At 57.8% G+C, this 16,752-nt stretch carries 13 protein-coding genes and 1 pseudogene; 5 read left to right on the forward strand and 9 right to left on the reverse strand.

The features are described from left to right. Positions 1 to 109: 109 nt before the first annotated feature. The 5 genes from OIU37_RS09015 to OIU37_RS09035 all read right to left on the reverse strand — a co-directional run bounded on the left by OIU37_RS09015 (position 110) and on the right by OIU37_RS09035 (position 6,848). Positions 110 to 814, reverse strand: coding sequence for a hypothetical protein (locus tag OIU37_RS09015; RefSeq protein ID WP_180694390.1), 705 nt, complete (start codon positions 812 to 814; stop codon positions 110 to 112). Then, positions 814 to 3,090, reverse strand: coding sequence for a polysaccharide biosynthesis tyrosine autokinase (locus OIU37_RS09020; protein ID WP_180694389.1), 2,277 nt, complete (start codon positions 3,088 to 3,090; stop codon positions 814 to 816). Before OIU37_RS09020 ends, OIU37_RS09015 begins: the two co-directional genes overlap by 1 nt. Before the next feature lie 51 nt (positions 3,091 to 3,141). After that, a complete protein-coding gene (locus OIU37_RS09025) occupies positions 3,142 to 3,849 on the reverse strand; it encodes a sugar transporter (RefSeq protein WP_264257152.1) in 708 nt (235 codons plus the stop codon). 74 nt (positions 3,850 to 3,923) lie between these two features. Next, entirely contained in the window at positions 3,924 to 5,135 is a 1,212-nt protein-coding gene (locus OIU37_RS09030; RefSeq protein WP_168309362.1) for a polysaccharide biosynthesis/export family protein, read from the reverse strand. 288 nt (positions 5,136 to 5,423) lie between these two features. After that, positions 5,424 to 6,848 carry an O-antigen ligase gene (locus OIU37_RS09035; protein ID WP_180694387.1) on the reverse strand — a complete coding sequence of 475 codons (1,425 nt, stop codon included), beginning with the start codon at positions 6,846 to 6,848 and terminating at the stop codon, positions 5,424 to 5,426. A 307-nt stretch (positions 6,849 to 7,155) separates the two neighbouring features. Here OIU37_RS09035 and OIU37_RS09040 point away from each other — a divergent pair, with 307 nt between their 5' ends. Together OIU37_RS09040 and OIU37_RS09045 are read left to right on the forward strand one after the other, a co-directional pair. Beyond that, a complete protein-coding gene (locus tag OIU37_RS09040) occupies positions 7,156 to 7,755 on the forward strand; it encodes a transglutaminase-like cysteine peptidase (RefSeq protein WP_168309360.1) in 600 nt (199 codons plus the stop codon). A 269-nt stretch (positions 7,756 to 8,024) separates the two neighbouring features. Further along, entirely contained in the window at positions 8,025 to 9,353 is a 1,329-nt protein-coding gene (locus OIU37_RS09045) for a UDP-glucose/GDP-mannose dehydrogenase family protein (protein ID WP_180694386.1), read from the forward strand. A 116-nt stretch (positions 9,354 to 9,469) separates the two neighbouring features. Here the strand turns inward: OIU37_RS09045 and OIU37_RS09050 are convergent, their stop codons facing one another. Beyond that, positions 9,470 to 10,261, reverse strand: a complete 792-nt coding sequence (locus OIU37_RS09050; RefSeq protein WP_171604341.1) for a metallophosphoesterase — start codon at positions 10,259 to 10,261, stop codon at positions 9,470 to 9,472. Positions 10,262 to 10,823: 562 nt separating this feature from the next. Here OIU37_RS09050 and OIU37_RS09055 point away from each other — a divergent pair. Then, entirely contained in the window at positions 10,824 to 11,066 is a 243-nt protein-coding gene (locus OIU37_RS09055) for a KTSC domain-containing protein (RefSeq protein WP_003542164.1), read from the forward strand. 104 nt (positions 11,067 to 11,170) lie between these two features. Here the strand turns inward: OIU37_RS09055 and OIU37_RS09060 are convergent, their stop codons facing one another. The 3 genes from OIU37_RS09060 to ung form a co-directional block, all read right to left on the reverse strand. Then, the gene (locus OIU37_RS09060; protein WP_171604342.1) at positions 11,171 to 11,776 is read right to left on the reverse strand and encodes an alpha/beta hydrolase; all 606 of its coding nucleotides are present in this window, start codon (positions 11,774 to 11,776) and stop codon (positions 11,171 to 11,173) included. Between the two features lie 11 nt (positions 11,777 to 11,787). Continuing rightward, entirely contained in the window at positions 11,788 to 12,720 is a 933-nt protein-coding gene (locus OIU37_RS09065) for a VOC family protein (RefSeq protein WP_180694385.1), read from the reverse strand. 135 nt (positions 12,721 to 12,855) lie between these two features. After that, on the reverse strand, positions 12,856 to 13,557 hold the full coding sequence (ung, locus tag OIU37_RS09070; protein WP_171604344.1) for a uracil-DNA glycosylase: 702 nt from the start codon (positions 13,555 to 13,557) through the stop codon (positions 12,856 to 12,858). A gap of 237 nt (positions 13,558 to 13,794) precedes the next feature. Here ung and OIU37_RS09075 point away from each other — a divergent pair. Both OIU37_RS09075 and OIU37_RS09080 read left to right on the forward strand, forming a co-directional pair. Further along, positions 13,795 to 15,216: pseudogene (locus OIU37_RS09075) on the forward strand (phosphomannomutase); the annotation flags it as partial. A gap of 42 nt (positions 15,217 to 15,258) precedes the next feature. Further along, the gene (locus OIU37_RS09080; RefSeq protein ID WP_171604368.1) at positions 15,259 to 16,686 is read left to right on the forward strand and encodes a mannose-1-phosphate guanylyltransferase/mannose-6-phosphate isomerase; all 1,428 of its coding nucleotides are present in this window, start codon (positions 15,259 to 15,261) and stop codon (positions 16,684 to 16,686) included. Positions 16,687 to 16,752: the final 66 nt, after the last annotated feature.

Consider the following 16,752-nt stretch of genomic DNA (forward strand, 5'->3'; position numbering starts at 1 on the left):
CCGCGCAGACCGCGGGCGTTGTTTTATGCAAGTTGAATTCGGCCAAGTGAAAGAGCCGTAGCCTGTCAGCCAAAAGCTTGGAACTTTCTCTAAGAACCAGCCTCGATGATTACTTGCTGCAGCGCTGTCGGAACCGCGCCGTCGCGGCCTCTCCGACGTTTGTCCAGCTGCGATCGAAGATCGGGCGGAGCTGTGGGCTGATCTCTCTTATCGTGGCATTGACCCTGCAACGATCGCCCCGTTTCAGCATGGTCATGAGATCGCTGTCGAGCGCGCTTTTCGCCGCGACAAGTGTTGCATCAGTGAAATCGTTCCAGAAATAAAATCGCGTCAGGATCATCACCTGGTCGTACGGCGCAAGCGCAACCGAACGCTTCATCATTCCCGCGATCGAGGCCGGCTCTTCCGCAATTGTCGACTGCACGGCCGCAAGACGAAGCCAAAAATTGCTGTTCGTCGGCATACACGAAAGCGCATGCCGCAGATACTGGCGCGCACTCGATGCTGCCGCGGCCCAGCCGTCGTAATTGACATTGACATTCTGCCGATCGAGTTGCGCCAGAACGAGGGTTACACCAGCAGCCACGATGTCGGATCGACAATAGTGTCCGTCAACGACGTCGACACTGCGCGACGCATATTTGGTCACGACATCATCCGCAACGGTTTCGCCACGCTCGATCCTTTCGGCGACGATCGAGATGCTGGCCGTTCTTATCGAAGCGTAGAGCTCTCGACCAGCCAGCATCACCAAGACAACGGTGACGATAACAAAGGCGACCCTGGTAATCGAAGCGGACTGACTGCGGAACATCAGCTTTCGGTATAATATCGCGAGTAACGCTTATAGTAATATTCGCTCGAACCGAATGTCCGGTAGAGTTTCATCTGCGACGGGTCGACCTTGGTCAAGATAGTACCGACGCATTTCGCATAGAGTTCCGGCTCGGACAGCAGGGTCGACTGCACGACCTTACGCGATGTCTTTCCCCACTCGATAACGAAAACCACCGCATCGAGCTTCGAATTGATAGCGCGCGCATCCACAACCGGCGCCAAGGGCGGCAGGTCGACGATAATATAGTCGAAGCTTTGACGCGCCGTTTCAAGAAGCTGATCCATGCCACGTGACGCGAGTAGCTCCGACGAATGCGGAACACGATATCGTGCCACCGTCGGCAAAAATGCGAGCTTTGTTTTTGGATCCAGAAGGATCAGATCCTTGAGCGGACGGCTGTCGACGATCGCCTCGAGCAAGCCGGCCTCGGCATGGCGGCCGATCGCCCGGGTGGCACCGGGATTGCGCATATCGCCATCGATAAGCAGGCAACGCGCACCCTGCATTGCCAGGAGCTTGGCAAAATTGATGGATGTCGTCGACTTCCCCTCGCCGGGCAAGCTCGAAACGACGCCAATGACCTTGCAGCGCTGATCGGCAGCACTGAGGTCGATGGCAATCTTGGCGCTTCGAAGCGTCTCGGCAAATGCCGAGAGCGGATGCTCCTCGACATAGGTCGTCGTCTTCCCGCCCCTGGCGATGCTTCGTGGATTGCTGGGATCAACAAGCGTCGGATCGTCGACGTTGTTTTCAATCAGCGGCATGACACCGAGAGACTCGACATCGAGCACATCCCGGACATCATCGCCGGTGCGGAAGAACCGATCCCTGAATTCGCGGAATGCAGCAATACCACATCCAAATGCACATCCCACGAACATCGCGAAAGCAACGACGAGAGCTCTCTTCGGAGCACTCGGCTTCGTCGGCGTCTCCGCCGTCGTGATGATGCGGGCAGCGGTAATCGGAAAGCTCTGCTGTTGAATTGCTTCCTGGTAGCGTGTCAGGAAGCTCTGATAGAGATTCTTATAGGTATCGCGCGTGCGCTCGAGTTCACGAAGCTGCACCTGCGTTTCGCCAGCCGTTGCGGCAACGCCCGTCGCCTGTGTCACACTGTCGCGCAAAGAGTTTTCCCGCGATTTCGCGACCTGCAGCTCGCTTTGGTAGCTCTCGGCGATGCGGTTCAACTCATCGAACATGAGCCTTCTATATTCTTCCATTTCCGCACGAAGCCGAACCGCCTGGACGTGATCGGGGCCGAGCCGCGCCTCGATTTCGGTCTCGAGCTTGGAAGCCTCCAGATACTTCTTGCGCAGGTCGTTGGAAATGGAGCTATCGAGCACGTCCGTGACGATCGCATCGGTCTGCTTGGCGTCGATGATCGACTTGACGCGCGCATATCTTGCCTCGGCCTTCGCCGTCTCGGCCTGCGCATTGATCAATTGGGTATTGATCTCGGAAAGCTGCTGCTCGCTGATCAGTGTACCTGACCCGGCCTCGACAAGCCCATGCTCGCCGCGGAATTTCTGAACAGCAAGGTCGGTGTCCAACGCCTGCTGCCGGAGCTCTTCGATACGCTCCTGCAGCCACTGGCCGGCCCGACGTGTCGCCTCGTATTTCGAATTGAGCTTGTCGACGAGATAGACGTCGGCGATGGCAGCCGCGATATCACGCGCCAGATCGGGCGACTGCGCGGTATAGCTGACATCAAGGACATAGGAGCGACCGACGCGTTCGACGTCGATGTTGCCCGCGACGGTCTCCGCAGCGCTTCGCCGCTTCCTTTCCGGATCGGGTGCGACGGCTGCATCATCGGCAAACCATGACCGAAAATTCACGAAGGATTTCAACGTTGAAACAGAGAAAAGCGAGCTTTTCGGTGCCGTGAACACCGGATTGTCGACGAGCTTCAGTTTATCGACAACAGCATAGGCGATGGTGTCGGACTTCAAAAGCTCGACCTGACTGAGGACAGTACCTTCGTCGTCGTCCATCTGGCCGAAAGCCGCCAGCTGGTTGATCACCTGACTATCGCTGCGGTCGATCAGCACGCTCGTGTCGGCGGTGTAGACAGGCACCGAAGTCAGGACATACACAATGCCGAGAATGGCGAAGGCAAAACCGCACGCCGCAACCATCCGCCACTGTCGCCGGGCGATTGCGATGAGCTTGTCGAAATCGATGAAATCAGCATCATTTCCGGTATCGCGGGAGGGGTCGATACGCGGCGTAAGTTTATCTGGCGATAGCAATTTCGATCTCCAACAAAGGCGTCAAGTGCTAAGATCTAAGGGCAATTCCAGCTATTGTATGACCGGGACACTCTGACTCGTCGACTCCGTCGGATCGGTAGACGACTGCCCTCCCGCTCCGGTGCTGAATATTGTCGTTGAAGTCGACGATGAATCATCCGAACCAGCATTCGAAACCTTCAGCGTACCCGCTGTTGTCGCAGCGCCGTCGAACGGCGTACCATCGTCCGCTCCAGGCCCGGTTTGCCCAACTTGTCCGTCATTACCGATGCCGGATGCGGCGGCGGCACTTGCACCCGGGCCGAGCGCCGCGGTCCCGCCTTCGGCAAGGACCTTTGCAAAGGCTGCAAGCAGCGGCGCCAGGTTCGGATTGGCGCTCGCCGCCTCGGCAACAGCCTTTTCGATCGCCAGCTTGAATTGCGGATCCGTCACCTGGCAGCTGTTTGCGGCCCGTCCGAGACCGGAGCCGATAGCCGCCATCTGTGCGGCACTGGCCTTCTTGGCCTGCTCGATCACAGGCAACAACGTATCATTGCTGCTTCCAACCAGCGCGCGAACACGCGATGACAAAACCAACGGGTCGGACATGTCGAGCAGAACGGCCGGGCTAGCCGTAAATCCGCTGACATCGACGGAAGTCAGATTTGCCGGACCCAAACAAGCTGCCGCAAAAGCGCTTGAATTCATTCCGGCAGACATCGCGACGAAAATTCCGCTATATGCAAGCTTACGATAAACACCTGACCTTGCCACAACCATAGTCCTTCACCAAGTCCGCTATATAGGCTGGCGGCATTGATCATCCGCAATCGATGCCTGCCCGCCTATCGCAATCAATTTCCAAGATCTTGTACCGCGTTACGGGTATCATTCGCATCGTCGGCCACTCCGGAAACAGTGGATGATACCGAGTTCACGATGTCAAGGAACTTGACCAGTTCGACAGAGTCCGAATTGGAAATATAGATAATATCCTTGTCTTCCATTTTGAATTGCTGAACAGCAAACAAGGTCGCCGGGTCGCGCATATTCGCGCGAATGATCACCGGAACCATTTCACCCGCAAATCTTGTCGTATCCACGTGCATCGCTTGAACCGTTTTCTTCGGCACAAGACGATAGAGCAGGACCTGAGCCGGATCGGCGCGGTCGTCGCGCAGTCCGCCCGCCTTGGCGATTGCCTCTCCAAGGGTCAGATCAGACTCCTCGAAATCGAAGCGGCCACTGACGCCTGCGGCGCCGAGCGCAAGATATGTGCGACGCTCATGATCGATCGAGATCGTATCGTCCGGCGCAACATAGATATTTTCGGCAGGGTTCTTCAACAGCGTAGTGTAGGCGACGGTTGCCGTCTTGCCGCGGCGCTGCAGCGTCACATTCGTTTCGATATTGTTGGTCGTCAAACCGCCCGCGGCGGAAATGATATCAAGAACACGCTCACCGGCCGGGCTGATCTGGACGCGCTGAGGATTGTTGACATCACCGAGCACAGCAACCTGACTGGAGCGGCTTGTCGTTGTCGTGATCACCACCTGCGGCTCGATCGCGCGGCTCGCCAGGCGATCCTCGACGTCCTGCTCCACGGTCTCCTTCAGGCGACCGGCAGCCGGAACCCGACCCGCGTAGGGAATTGTGATCGTCCCGTTTCTATCGATGGTCTGCTCTGGCAGCGAGATGTAATTGCCCGGTCGGCTACCTGCATCGGACGGAATGAAGAGGCCGCCCGACTGAGCTTCGAAGATGGCAACTTGGACGACGTCGCCGTAACCGAGGGGAATTTCAGGCGCCCCGCCCCGACCACCACCAAACCCTTTAAACGAGGTCGGCTGGGGAGCGGTAAAATACGACAGCACGTTCTTGCTGAGATCGACAAGGGCGTAATCGATACCGACGCGACGTTCCTTTGTTGTCACTTTCACCGCTGCATCTCGATCAACGTCTTTGTGATCGGGACCGGATCTTGGCAACGACGTGCAGCTTGCCAATATAGTCGTTAGCGCTACAACAATGGCGACGCGTGTACTACCGATACGAGAACAACCCATAGAATACCCTGCGTTTACGCCCCTGAAGCTACTGCCCCGCGATCTGACAAAATACAAGACAATCCCCGATCAATAACACTGAAAGCCGATTAACATTCCCCTAACTGTGGCAGGCTGGCAACGCCCAGCCTTTTAGGAAGCGAAAAACGACTTCGGTCCGACTTTTTTGCGTCGCAACAATCCGAAGGCTGGACCCGCTATAAAATTTCTAGGGTTTCAGAGTCAACCGTTCGCACCTGCACAATCGATCTTTTCCGAAAATCTTATTAAAATCCATCCTTTTAAACTTTACGTGGTTAACGGCCGCTCATATGCCATGTCCGCCTCTCCGTTGCTACGCCCGAGGCATATCGCGACAACCGCACTCAGAAAGGCGGAGTAAAACACCGCAAAACCCGGTATCTGCAACGAAAAATCGACCGCCGCATGAAGGGCGACCAAAACGGTCGCCGCCAGGCCAAGAAGAACATAATGCCTGAGACGCCGTCTTTGGGCGAACCCGCGCCGGAACACTCTGGCAAGCACCGAGAAGGCAAGGACCGTCGCAATCGGGAACAATATTCCGAGGCCCAAAAATCCTTCGAGATAGAAATTATGCGCGCGGTCGAAGACCCCGAAAATACCGCAAGCCGGATCGCGGTAGGCGGAAAACACCGTCCGGAAGGTTCCGAGCCCCGTTCCCGTTAACCAATGATCCGAAATGGCACGCCATATGCCAGGCAGAATGCAAAACCGATCATCATCCTCGAGTCGCCGCTCTTGCGCGCGCAAAATCGCCTGGCCCGCAAACACCGTCAGCAGCAGCACGACGAAAGCAATCGCCGAGAGGAGCTTCAGCATCGAACGCCATCTTGGCGCCGGTCTCAGATGGCGCCTCGAGCCGTTCCAGTTGATGACAAGCCATGGAAAATAGATAAGAGCGGCAACAAAGGTCGCAAATATCCCTGCGCGCGAGCGGCTCAGCATCAGCGCGGTGAAGCATGCGCATAAGAGCAGGATATAGATCCACGATCTCAAGAGAAGCGCGTTTCGGCCCGGCTCGCCGGGCGGATAGTTCGAATAGGCTCGGGTAATGTCCCTGACCAGAGTCAGCATCAGCAGCGTTCCAAGCCCGAGGAAGGTCGCGGCGGTATTGCGGTTGACGAAGACCGCGGTCAGGCTGTCGAGGTAGGCGCGTTTCTCCACGACGATCAGGATGTTGGGAAACAGCAAAAACTGCAGCAGGCCGAAAACAGCGACAATGCCCGCCGTAAGCCCGAGGCCTGTCAGCACTTTCCGCGCGCGCTGATCGGTATCGCACAAGAGAAGCCCGGTCAGAAAAGTGACGAAAGGCAGGGCGATCCAGAGGATCGACGCCAGCGTGTCGGCCGGTTCGACTGAGATCGCTGCGTACTGGACACCTGCTAGATCACGCGCAGCATTCCAGGCAGGATTAGCCAACCAGTTGGAAGGCAGTTCGATGGTCTGGATGAACGTCCAGCCAGTCAGCACGACGAGCAGAAACAAAGCGATGCTGAAAACCGATCTGGTCTGCCCCGGTTCCCCGAACAACAGCGCGGAAATAATCGCCAGCATAAACATTCCGATCGCAGCGAAGGCGAAGGGAAATGGCGTGACGCTTCCGAACGGAATAGAAGTCAATATCACCAGGCCAATGAAGACAACGAGGATCACCTCCCGCAAGATCTGTCTGTTGATGAGTTTGGATAACATTTGAATTCGCTCACCAGCAGCAGCGGGAATGAGGCGTCCACAACCAGTACGCACAATATTCCCGTACTAACATAAGTTGCATATCAAGCGCCTGCGTGTTAAAGTGCAACAGAATTCCACATCATTTAAAATTGTCGCGAAACGTTTAAATCAATCGAGACAAGCCCTGTTTATGCTCCTTCCAAGCAGCAGAAACGGGACAGATATTCTGCGCCCAATACTTGGCAGATCACCAAATCGCCATGCCATTGACCGAGAAAAAAGGCAAGCCTGATCTCAATCTGTTGTCCTGACGGGGATTTAAGAGATGAAGAAAACATTCGTTACACTTCTGGCACTGGCCCTTACAGCAGGCAATGCGAGCTCGGCATTCGCCGCCGGCCCCGCAGGTTTTGCCCGCGGTCTGACCGGTAATTCGGCGGTCAGTTATATCTCTGAAAAAGGCAAGATCATTCCGCCTTTCGCCCAGGTGCTGTTCTGCGCCCAGAACCCGGCCGAATGCCGCGATAACAATGGTCTTGCGGTCGTTGCGCTCACCGACGAGCAGATGCGGCAGCTGAAAAACGTGAACAGCACGGTCAATCGTACGATGATCGGCCGGAACGACTCTCGCAACGAACTGAATGGCGACGTCTGGAAGGTGAATGTGCGCAGCGGCGACTGCGAAGATTTCGCATTGACCAAACGCAGCCGGCTGATAGCGATGGGCTGGTCGTCGCGCGCTTTGCGGATCGCGACGGCATATACGCCCGCCGGTGAAGGACATGCGGTCCTCGTCGTCAGAACCGACATGGGCGATCTTGTCCTCGACAACAGGAAAAGCAGCATCAAGAACTGGCGCGATACCGATCTGCGCTGGGACAAGATTCAATCGGGAACAGACCCCTACGTCTGGTACCGGCTGTAACAGCCGAGGCAGCGACATAGACTGATTGATCCTGTTTCCGGATTGAAGTCGAGCCTGCTCTGACGAGCCGCTCGCCTTGTCATATCGCCCACACAAATCTATGTTTTGGCTATCGACGGGGCTGCGCGCGGCCAACGGCGGTGCCCGGAGTTCGATTTCCGATGTGGATACCATGGCGATCTTCGGTATTGTCTTTTCGTCCAGATTGACTAAGACGAACTCATGCTGCGACGCAGCATGACGTTCTACTCTAATGATTTGAGGGAAATATGCGCATCACGATGATTGGATCAGGCTATGTCGGCCTCGTTTCAGGCGTTTGCTTTGCGGATTTCGGCCACGACGTCATCTGCGTCGACAAGGATCTGAGTAAGATCGAAGCCCTTCGCGAAGGCCGCATTCCGATCTACGAGCCAGGTCTGGAGCAATTGGTCGCGGAAAATACCAGCACTGGCCGGCTGTCGTTTTCGACGGATGTCGGCGAAAGTGTCCGCAGCGCCGATGTCGTGTTCATCGCAGTCGGCACACCGTCCCGGCGCGGCGACGGCCACGCAGACCTTTCCTATGTCTACGCCGCCGCACGCGAGATTGCCACCTATGTGGAAGGCTTCACCGTTATCGTCACCAAGTCGACGGTGCCGGTCGGCACGGGAGACGAGGTCGAGCGCATCATGCGCGAAACCAATCCTGCGGCGGATGTCGCCGTCGTTTCCAATCCGGAATTCCTGCGTGAAGGTGCGGCGATCGAAGACTTCAAGCGTCCCGACCGTATCGTCGTCGGCCTGAACGACGACCGGGCGCGCGAAACCATGACCGAAGTCTACCGCCCGCTTTATCTCAACCAGGCGCCCTTGGTCTTCACCACCCGCCGCACCTCCGAACTGATCAAATACGCGGCCAATGCCTTCCTCGCGATGAAGATTACCTTCATCAACGAGATCGCTGATCTCTGCGAACGGGTCGACGCTAACGTCCAGGACGTTTCGCGCGGAATCGGTCTCGACGGGCGTATCGGCTCCAAGTTCCTGCATGCCGGCCCCGGTTACGGCGGTTCGTGCTTCCCCAAGGATACGCTTGCCCTTGCCAAGACGGCGCAGGATTACGACGCGCCGATGCGTCTCATCGAGACGACGATCTCGATAAACGACAACCGCAAGCGGGCGATGGGACGAAAAGTCATTTCGGCCGTCGGCGGAGACATTCGCGGCAAGAAGATCGCGATCCTCGGCCTGACTTTCAAGCCGAACACCGACGATATGCGTGACAGCCCGGCGATCGCAGTTATCCAGACCCTGCAGGACAATGGCGCGCAAGTGGTCGGCTACGACCCCGAGGGCATGGAAAACGCCCGCAAAGTGATCGACAACATCGAATATGCGAGCGGTCCCTACGAAGCGGCCGCCGGTGCGGATGCGCTTGTCATCGTCACCGAATGGAACCAGTTCCGCGCGCTCGATTTCAATCGCCTGAAGCTGTCGATGCGCGCTCCGATCCTGGTCGATCTGCGCAATATCTACCGCAGCGACGAAGTCCGCAAACACGGCTTTACCTATACCGGCATCGGCACCAACCTTTATCAGGAAGCGACCGGCGCCTGAGATAGGCCCCTGAACTTTATTGTCCTGACGCCGCGGAGCGCAAATCCCGCGGCGTTTGGTTTTGAGGATGACGCCGAAAAGTGCAGGCGTTTTCGGACGACACCATGCTTGCCGATTTAGAGGATTCCGACCCGCGTCCCCTTTATCGTCAGCACGGTCAGCCGGCCCGTCGCCGAAACCGCAGTGTCGATGCCGATGCGTTGCGGACCGAATGTCGGGATTCGCGCCGGGGTGTGGCCGTGGATCACGAGGACAGGAAGCTGCGGCCCTTCATCCAGGAAGGGCTGACGGATCCACATAAGGTCGCTGTCTTTCTGCCTCTTGAGGTCGATGCCCGGCTTGATGCCCGCATGAACAAAGAGGATTCTTCCCATCCGCAGCATGACCGGCAGCGATTCCAGAAATTGGATATGCCGTTTGGGTATCATGTTGCGAATGATGCGGGCAATTGTTTCGCTTCCGGCCGCCGACTGCAGCAGACGCTCGATATCGATACCGTATGAGTGCAGCGTCTCCGTCCCGGCAAAGCCGAGCCATTCAAGAATGCGCGCCGGTTTGCGATAGAGCTTCACCAGCTCCGCGTCATGATTGCCGCACAGGACGAAACGTTGAAACCCCGGCGGCGGGGTCTTGCTCAGGAACTCCAGCACCGCGCTCGAATCAGGCCCGCGATCGACATAATCGCCGAGCATGACGATGAGCTTCGGCCCCGGAATGCGCGCAGCATCCTCCTCGATGCGGCGATGTGCCTCGACGAGTTCTTTATAACATCCGTGAACATCGCTCATCGCGTAGACCGCAGCGAATTCGCCTTCGGCAAACGTCAGCCGAGCGCGTCTTTTACGGTTGCCGGACAGTATCGGTATCTGTTGTCGCCATGGCGCTAGATAGTTAAACATGGAACCCATTTATGAGACCCGACCGAACGGCAGGTTGTCCGAACCAATCCATCTCTTATCCATCGCTGCAACGGCATGAGACTCAGTGTTCATAAGAATTTGGCCTGATCGCGGCCCACCGAAGTTGTACCCGAACCTGCCACATTCAGAGTGACATAGTCCTTCGCCGAGTGACGGCGAGATCGAACCACTGAGAGCGATGCTCGGATAAAGCTGCGACTCGGCAACGCCGATATAGGCCGTTGCAGCGGCGAGGTCACGCTCCGCCTTGCGGATGTAATCATTCATACTTGGGAGGGTGCTGCGGTTAATAATACGCTATAGTTTGCTATATGACGGTTAATCCGGCGTTAAACCGGCGATTATTGCGTTTCTCGCGACGTTATCGGCTAATATTCCCCAAATGGAGGAGTCACAGGTATCGGATTTCCACAGGCGAGACCTTCGAAAAAGCTGTAAAAATCAACTATAGCGAGAGCCATCAGGAAAAAATGAACGTTAAAGAAGATGATGCTTGACGCCCCCGCGGCGCAGCATAATGATGGCGCGTTGCGAGTGTGAATGACATTTTTTGATCAGGAATCTCAGATCCAAAATTGCGGGGTGCAAAGTGGAAACTGCGGTTGATTCGAAACTTATCGAGGCGATCACCTACGACGAAGACAGCCGGCATCTACGGGTCTATCTGACCAACGGTCAGAGGCGAGAATATGAAGGCGTTCCCAAGGGCGTCGTCGTCGGGTTGACGATGGCGGAATCACCGGGAAATTTCTACATGAAGGCAATCAGGGGCAAATATCCTCCTCGCCCCTAATGTCCTATCGATCACGACGAAAGGATCCTTGTTCCAACAAAGATGCGGGACCGGCATTCGCCGGTCCCGCAAACCAGTCTCCCGCCGACCGGCAGTGCACGCCGTCAGTAACCGCCGAGAAAATCGCGGACCGCATTGATCTCGAGCGGCGCAATCTCGTGACCGCCGGGATGCCAGACCACCCTGATCTCCGCCCCTCGGTTTTTCAGATGTTCGGACAACGCCTCGGTCATCGAGACGGGCGCGATAGGATCCCGTTGCCCGGCCGTCATCAGCACCTTTCTTCCCGCCAGCGTCGACTGGGCTGCGGGTTGAAACGGAATGAGCGGGTGCATCAGAACCGCGGCATCGAAGATACCCTTCTCGATCAGGACATTGGCAAGAATATTTGCGCCGTTCGAAAAACCCAGGCCGAGAATATCGGAAGCTTGGTACTCGTCAGCGAATGCCTTGACGTAGGCGGCCATCTTCTCCGTCGCGCGTGAGAGATCGGGCATGTCGTAGACCCCCTCTCCGGTGCGGCGAAAGAACCGCGCCGCGCCGTGTTCGGAAACATCGCCGCGCGGCGAGAGAATCGTCGCTTCGGGCAGCAGGCGCCGGCCGAAGTCGAAAAACTGGTTCTCGTCGCCACCGGTGCCGTGCAGCACCAGCAGGATGGGTTTATCAGGTGCACCGGCATGCAGCCGGTGCACATATCCGGTTTCGGTCATGTTGCCTCTCCTCACACTTCGAGCGGCTGCAGATGCTGCTCGAGCAGCGCGCGAAGGTGGGCGTGCTGCTGCGGCAGTTTCAGGGCTTCGCCAAGATGGGCCGTATCCTCGTCGCGGTCGAAGCCGGGCTCATTGGTCGCGACCTCGAACAGCACGCCGCCCGGCGTGCGGAAATAGATCGCCCAGAAATAATCGCGGTCGATCACCGGCGTGACCTGATAGCCGGTGTCCATCAACGCCTTGCGCACTTCGAGCTGCTTCTCGCGGTTCTCGACGGCGAAGGCGACGTGGTGGACGGAGCCTGCGCCGGGAAGCGCACGGGCAATGTTCGGCATGGTCTCGAGATCGATGAGATGCGCGCCGTTGCCGTCAGGCTTGATCAGCCGCTTGACGCCGTCCCTTTCCTCGCCGACCTCATAGCCCATGAACTTCAGGAGTTCGGCGGTGGCGCCTTCGTCCCTCAGCCGCATGGCGACGGAGTGGAAGCCGCGAATGGCATGATCCTCGTTGATACCGCCATGTGTCCAGGGCTGGCGGGCGTCATCCTTGACCTCGACGAGCGCGAAGCCATCGCCATCGGGGCCGGAGAAGTTCAGCCGTTTTTCGCCGAAACTTTCCTCGGCCTTAAGGCCGCCGACATCAAGCGCGGCAAAGCGATCGCTCCAGAAGCCGAGCGAGCCTTGCGGGACGGAAAACACCGTCGTGCCGACTTCGCCGCTACCGGGACGGCCCTGCGCCATCTTCGGGAACGGAAAATAAGTCATGACCGTGCCGGGCGCACCGGTCTCGTCACCATAATAGAGGTGATAGACATCCGGCGCGTCGAAATTCACCGTCTTCTTGACGCGTCGCAGGCCGAGCGCATTGGTGAAAAACTGGTTGTTGGTGCGGGCATCCTGCGCCATCGACGTGACGTGGTGCAGACCCTTGATCTGATCGAGCATGTCAAACCCCTTTCATACCCGCCGTTGCGGGCTTTCGATGAGGCTAAGATGCGCGCTGAAACTCCCGTAGAACAGACCCGTAGACCAAAACGCATTGTCTTCTTTTAGTGAACGAACGCCAAAGTCCGTTCACACCTACGCCCCATGGGGATCGGCCGGCAATTGCCAGTCGATCGGCGCACGTCCGCGCGACTGTAGAAAGGCATTCGCCTTCGAAAAATGCCCGCAGCCAAAAAACCCGTTATGGGCCGAAAGCGGTGAGGGATGCGGCGCCCGGAGCACGAGATGCCGCGTCGTATCGACAAAGGCGGCCTTGCGTTGGGCATAGGAACCCCACAGCATGAAGACCACGGATTCGCATTCATCGTTGACCTTGCGGATGACGGCGTCGGTGAAGCGTTCCCACCCCTTGCCCTGATGAGCAGCCGCCTGCCCCTCCTCGACGGTCAGCACGCTGTTCAGCAGGAGTACGCCCTGCTTTGCCCAATGTTCGAGAAAACCGTGACGTGCCGGCGCTATGCCAAGATCCGTCTCCATCTCCTTGTAGATATTGACCAGCGAGGGAGGTATGCGCACGCCCGGCCGGACACTGAAACACAGCCCATGGGCTTGCCCGACTCCATGATACGGGTCCTGGCCGAGGATGACGGCCTTGACGTTGGAGATCGGCGTCAAATCGAGGGCGCGGAAATATTCGCTGCCCTTGGGGAAAATCCGCTTGCCGACCTGCTTCTGCGCAACGAGGAAGGATTTGAGCTGTTGCATGTAGGGGCTTGAAAACTCGCCCTCCAGCACGGCCTTCCAGCTCTCCTCGAGACTGACGGATGTATCGCTCATCTAGGAAAATCCTTCGCATATGACGAAACAACGGACACACGGTTCTAACAAAATCGATCTCCGCTGCAATGCCTGCCGGCGCGGCAATGGGGCCACACCTTCAGAATTCGGTGGGAGAAGATTGCGAAGCTGTCCGAGGCACCGTCGTCCGTATTTAACTATATGATAGCTTCGGTATTTACGCCGGCAGGCGGCCTGAGTAGAACTTTGATCGTGAAATCGGAGCCATGTCTTCCCATGAAATTCGGCACGAGCGGCCTTCGCGGACTTTCAGTGGATCTAAAGGGACATGCCTCCGCCCTTTATGCCACGGCATTCGGCAAATATCTCCTCGGAACTGGTAGGGCCAAAGCTGGCGATGCCATTCTGATCGGCCGCGATTTTCGCGATTCCAGCCCTGAAATCTCGGGAAATTGCGCCGATGCACTCGCTGCGCTCGGCTTCCGGATCTTCGACTGCGGCAATGTACCGACACCTGCACTCGCCCTCTATGGCCTTGAAAGAAACGCCGGCTGCCTGATGATCACGGGCTCGCATATTCCGGCGGACCGCAACGGTATCAAGTTCTATCGGCCGGATGGCGAGATCGACAAATCGGACGAGGCGGCGATTACCGCATTGGCCGCCGAGATCGAACGAAACGGCGAAACGGTCATACAAGCACCGGCCGAGACGGAAGACCACGAGGCCGCTTGCCGGCAGCTCTTTTTTGAACGCAATACAGCTCTGCTTCCGCAAGGTGCGCTTTCCGGCCTGAGGATCGGCGTCTACCAGCACAGCACCGTCGCTCGCGATTTGCTGGTTGACGTTCTTGCCCATTACGGCGCCGAGATCACCGCTCTCGGACGTTCGGAGAGCTTTATTCCCGTCGACACCGAAGCCGTTTCCGACGAGACGATCACGCTGATGAAGCGCTGGGTGTCCGAGCACAAGTTCGATGCGATCGTCTCGACCGATGGCGACGGCGACCGGCCGCTGGTCGCAGACGAAACCGGCACGCCGCTGCGCGGTGACCTTCTCGGCCTTGTGGCAGCCAATTTCTTGCGAGCCGGCACGGTGGTGACACCGGTTACCTCCAATTCGGGCATCGAGGCCGCGGGCTCTTTCACCGTCAGGCGCACCCGCGTCGGCTCGCCCTTCGTCATCGCTGGCATGGAAGAGGCCGTAGCAGCCGGCGAAGATCATGTCATGGGCTTTGAAGCCAATGGCGGGCTGCTGACTGCAACCCCTTTCGATATCAACGGCAGAGCCGTGCGCGCCCTGCCGACGCGCGATTGTTTTATCCCGATGCTCGCGATCCTGTCGCTCGCTGCCATTCGCAGGCAGCCGCTTTCTGCGGCTGCCGCCTCCCATCACCTGCCCTTTGCCGCCGCCGATCGCCTTGAGAATTTTCCGCTGGAGACGAGTGCAGCGTTGATGGAGCATCTGCGCGCTTCGGAAGAAAATCTCTCGGCTTTCCTGCAGCCGATCGGCGAGGTAGCGACAAAATCCGACATCGACGGACTTCGCGTGACGCTAAGGGATGGCGGCATCATTCATTTCCGCCCGTCCGGCAATGCGCCGGAAATGCGCTGCTACACGGAGGCCGGCAGCGAAGCTGCAGCCCGGGACCTGCTGAATACAGGGCTCGATCGAATAAGGGACTGGGCAGGCGCCCGGCAATATGCGACGAACAAGCCGTTTATTTCAAGGAACCCGCCTATGACGCAGAAAATCGTTCCCGTGATCATGGCCGGCGGCAAAGGCACGCGGCTCTGGCCGCTTTCTCGTGCCACCGCACCGAAACAATTCATCCAGTTCGTCGGCGACAAGACGCTGTTTCAGGAAACTCTCGAGCGCGTTTCCGATCCTGAACTATATGAAGCCCCGATCGTCGTCACCAATGAGGAATTCCGCTTCCTGGTCGCCGAACAGGCTCGCGAGCGCGCCATCCCGCTCGCAGCGGTCCTGCTCGAACCGGTCGCCCGCAATACAGCCGCAGCGGTGGCCGCGGCCGCAACACTTGCCGCCGACCTCTTCGGCAAGCACACCATCATCCAGATGCTCGCCTCGGATCACGAGATCCTTGCCGACAAGAGCTATTTCGATTGCATCCGCATCGCCCGCGATGCCGCTGCCGACGGCAAGCTCGTAACCTTCGGCATCACCCCCACGGAGCCGGCGACGGGTTACGGCTATATCGAGATCGGCGATGCCCTCGAAAACGGTGCGCACAAGGTCAAGCGCTTTGTCGAAAAGCCGGCACTCGATAAGGCCGAGCAGATGCTCGCCGACGGCGGCTTTTACTGGAACTCCGGCATCTTCATGTTCCCGGTGGCGGAACTCATCGCCGAACTGCAGGAATATGCGCCCGATGTGCTGAAGGCGGCCAGCAAGGCCGTTTCGAAGGCAAGCCGTGACCTCGACTTCACCCGCCTCGACGCCGACCATTTCGCCAAGAGCCCGGACATCTCCATCGATTACGCGATCATGGAAAAGACCTCCAAGGCCGCCGTCGTCCCCTCGCCGTTCAAATGGTCGGACATGGGAAGCTGGGATGCAGTTTGGAAATCAGGCGCCCGCGACGACAACGGCAATGTCGCCGCCGCAAACACCACTGTCGTCAATACCCGCAACTCGCTCGTCATGACCCATGGCGTGCATCTTGCCGTCCAGGGCATGGAGGATGTCGCCGTCATCGCCAGCGAAGACGCCGTCTATGTCGGACCGCTCAAAGACAGCCAGAATGTCGGACAATTGGTCAAGATGCTGGCCTCTACGTCCGCCACGGCGAAATTCGCCGAAACCCATCCGACGTCCTATCGCCCGTGGGGTGGCTATACCTCCATCTTCAACGGCGATCGCTTCCAGGTGAAGCGCATCTTCGTCACGCCGGGCAAGAAGTTATCGCTGCAAAAACACCACCATCGCTCCGAACACTGGATCGTCGTCAAGGGAACGGCTGAGGTGACGGTCGGCGAGAACGTGCGTATGCTGCGCGAGAACGAAAGCGTCTATATTCCGCTCGGCGAAGTCCACCGCCTCGCCAACCCCGGCAAGATTCTTCTCGAGCTCATCGAGGTTCAGACGGGCTCCTATCTCGGCGAGGACGACATCATTCGTATCGTCGATGAGTTTGGAAGAACGTAAAATCGCAGCCGGAGCGATGGTCGGGCCTTTTCCGGCGCGACCATCCTCGCTGTTGAATTTCCTCTT

Source organism: Rhizobium sp. BT-226 (assembly GCF_025847085.2).
GTDB classification, from domain to species: Bacteria; Pseudomonadota; Alphaproteobacteria; order Rhizobiales; family Rhizobiaceae; genus Rhizobium; species Rhizobium sophorae.

Excerpts from the sequence above, each read along its gene's own strand:
- OIU37_RS09015 (WP_180694390.1), bottom strand. The coding sequence starts at position 814 with ATGTTCCGCAGTCAGTCCGCTTCGATTACCAGGGTCGCCTTTGTTATC.
- OIU37_RS09025 (WP_264257152.1), bottom strand. The coding sequence starts at position 3,849 with ATGGTTGTGGCAAGGTCAGGTGTTTATCGTAAGCTTGCATATAGCGGA.
- OIU37_RS09030 (WP_168309362.1), bottom strand. The coding sequence starts at position 5,135 with ATGGGTTGTTCTCGTATCGGTAGTACACGCGTCGCCATTGTTGTAGCG.
- OIU37_RS09035 (WP_180694387.1), bottom strand. The coding sequence starts at position 6,848 with ATGTTATCCAAACTCATCAACAGACAGATCTTGCGGGAGGTGATCCTC.
- OIU37_RS09040 (WP_168309360.1), top strand. The coding sequence starts at position 7,156 with ATGAAGAAAACATTCGTTACACTTCTGGCACTGGCCCTTACAGCAGGC.
- OIU37_RS09045 (WP_180694386.1), top strand. The coding sequence starts at position 8,025 with ATGCGCATCACGATGATTGGATCAGGCTATGTCGGCCTCGTTTCAGGC.
- OIU37_RS09050 (WP_171604341.1), bottom strand. The coding sequence starts at position 10,261 with ATGGGTTCCATGTTTAACTATCTAGCGCCATGGCGACAACAGATACCG.
- OIU37_RS09060 (WP_171604342.1), bottom strand. The coding sequence starts at position 11,776 with ATGACCGAAACCGGATATGTGCACCGGCTGCATGCCGGTGCACCTGAT.
- OIU37_RS09065 (WP_180694385.1), bottom strand. The coding sequence starts at position 12,720 with ATGCTCGATCAGATCAAGGGTCTGCACCACGTCACGTCGATGGCGCAG.
- ung (WP_171604344.1), bottom strand. The coding sequence starts at position 13,557 with ATGAGCGATACATCCGTCAGTCTCGAGGAGAGCTGGAAGGCCGTGCTG.
- OIU37_RS09080 (WP_171604368.1), top strand. The coding sequence starts at position 15,259 with ATGACGCAGAAAATCGTTCCCGTGATCATGGCCGGCGGCAAAGGCACG.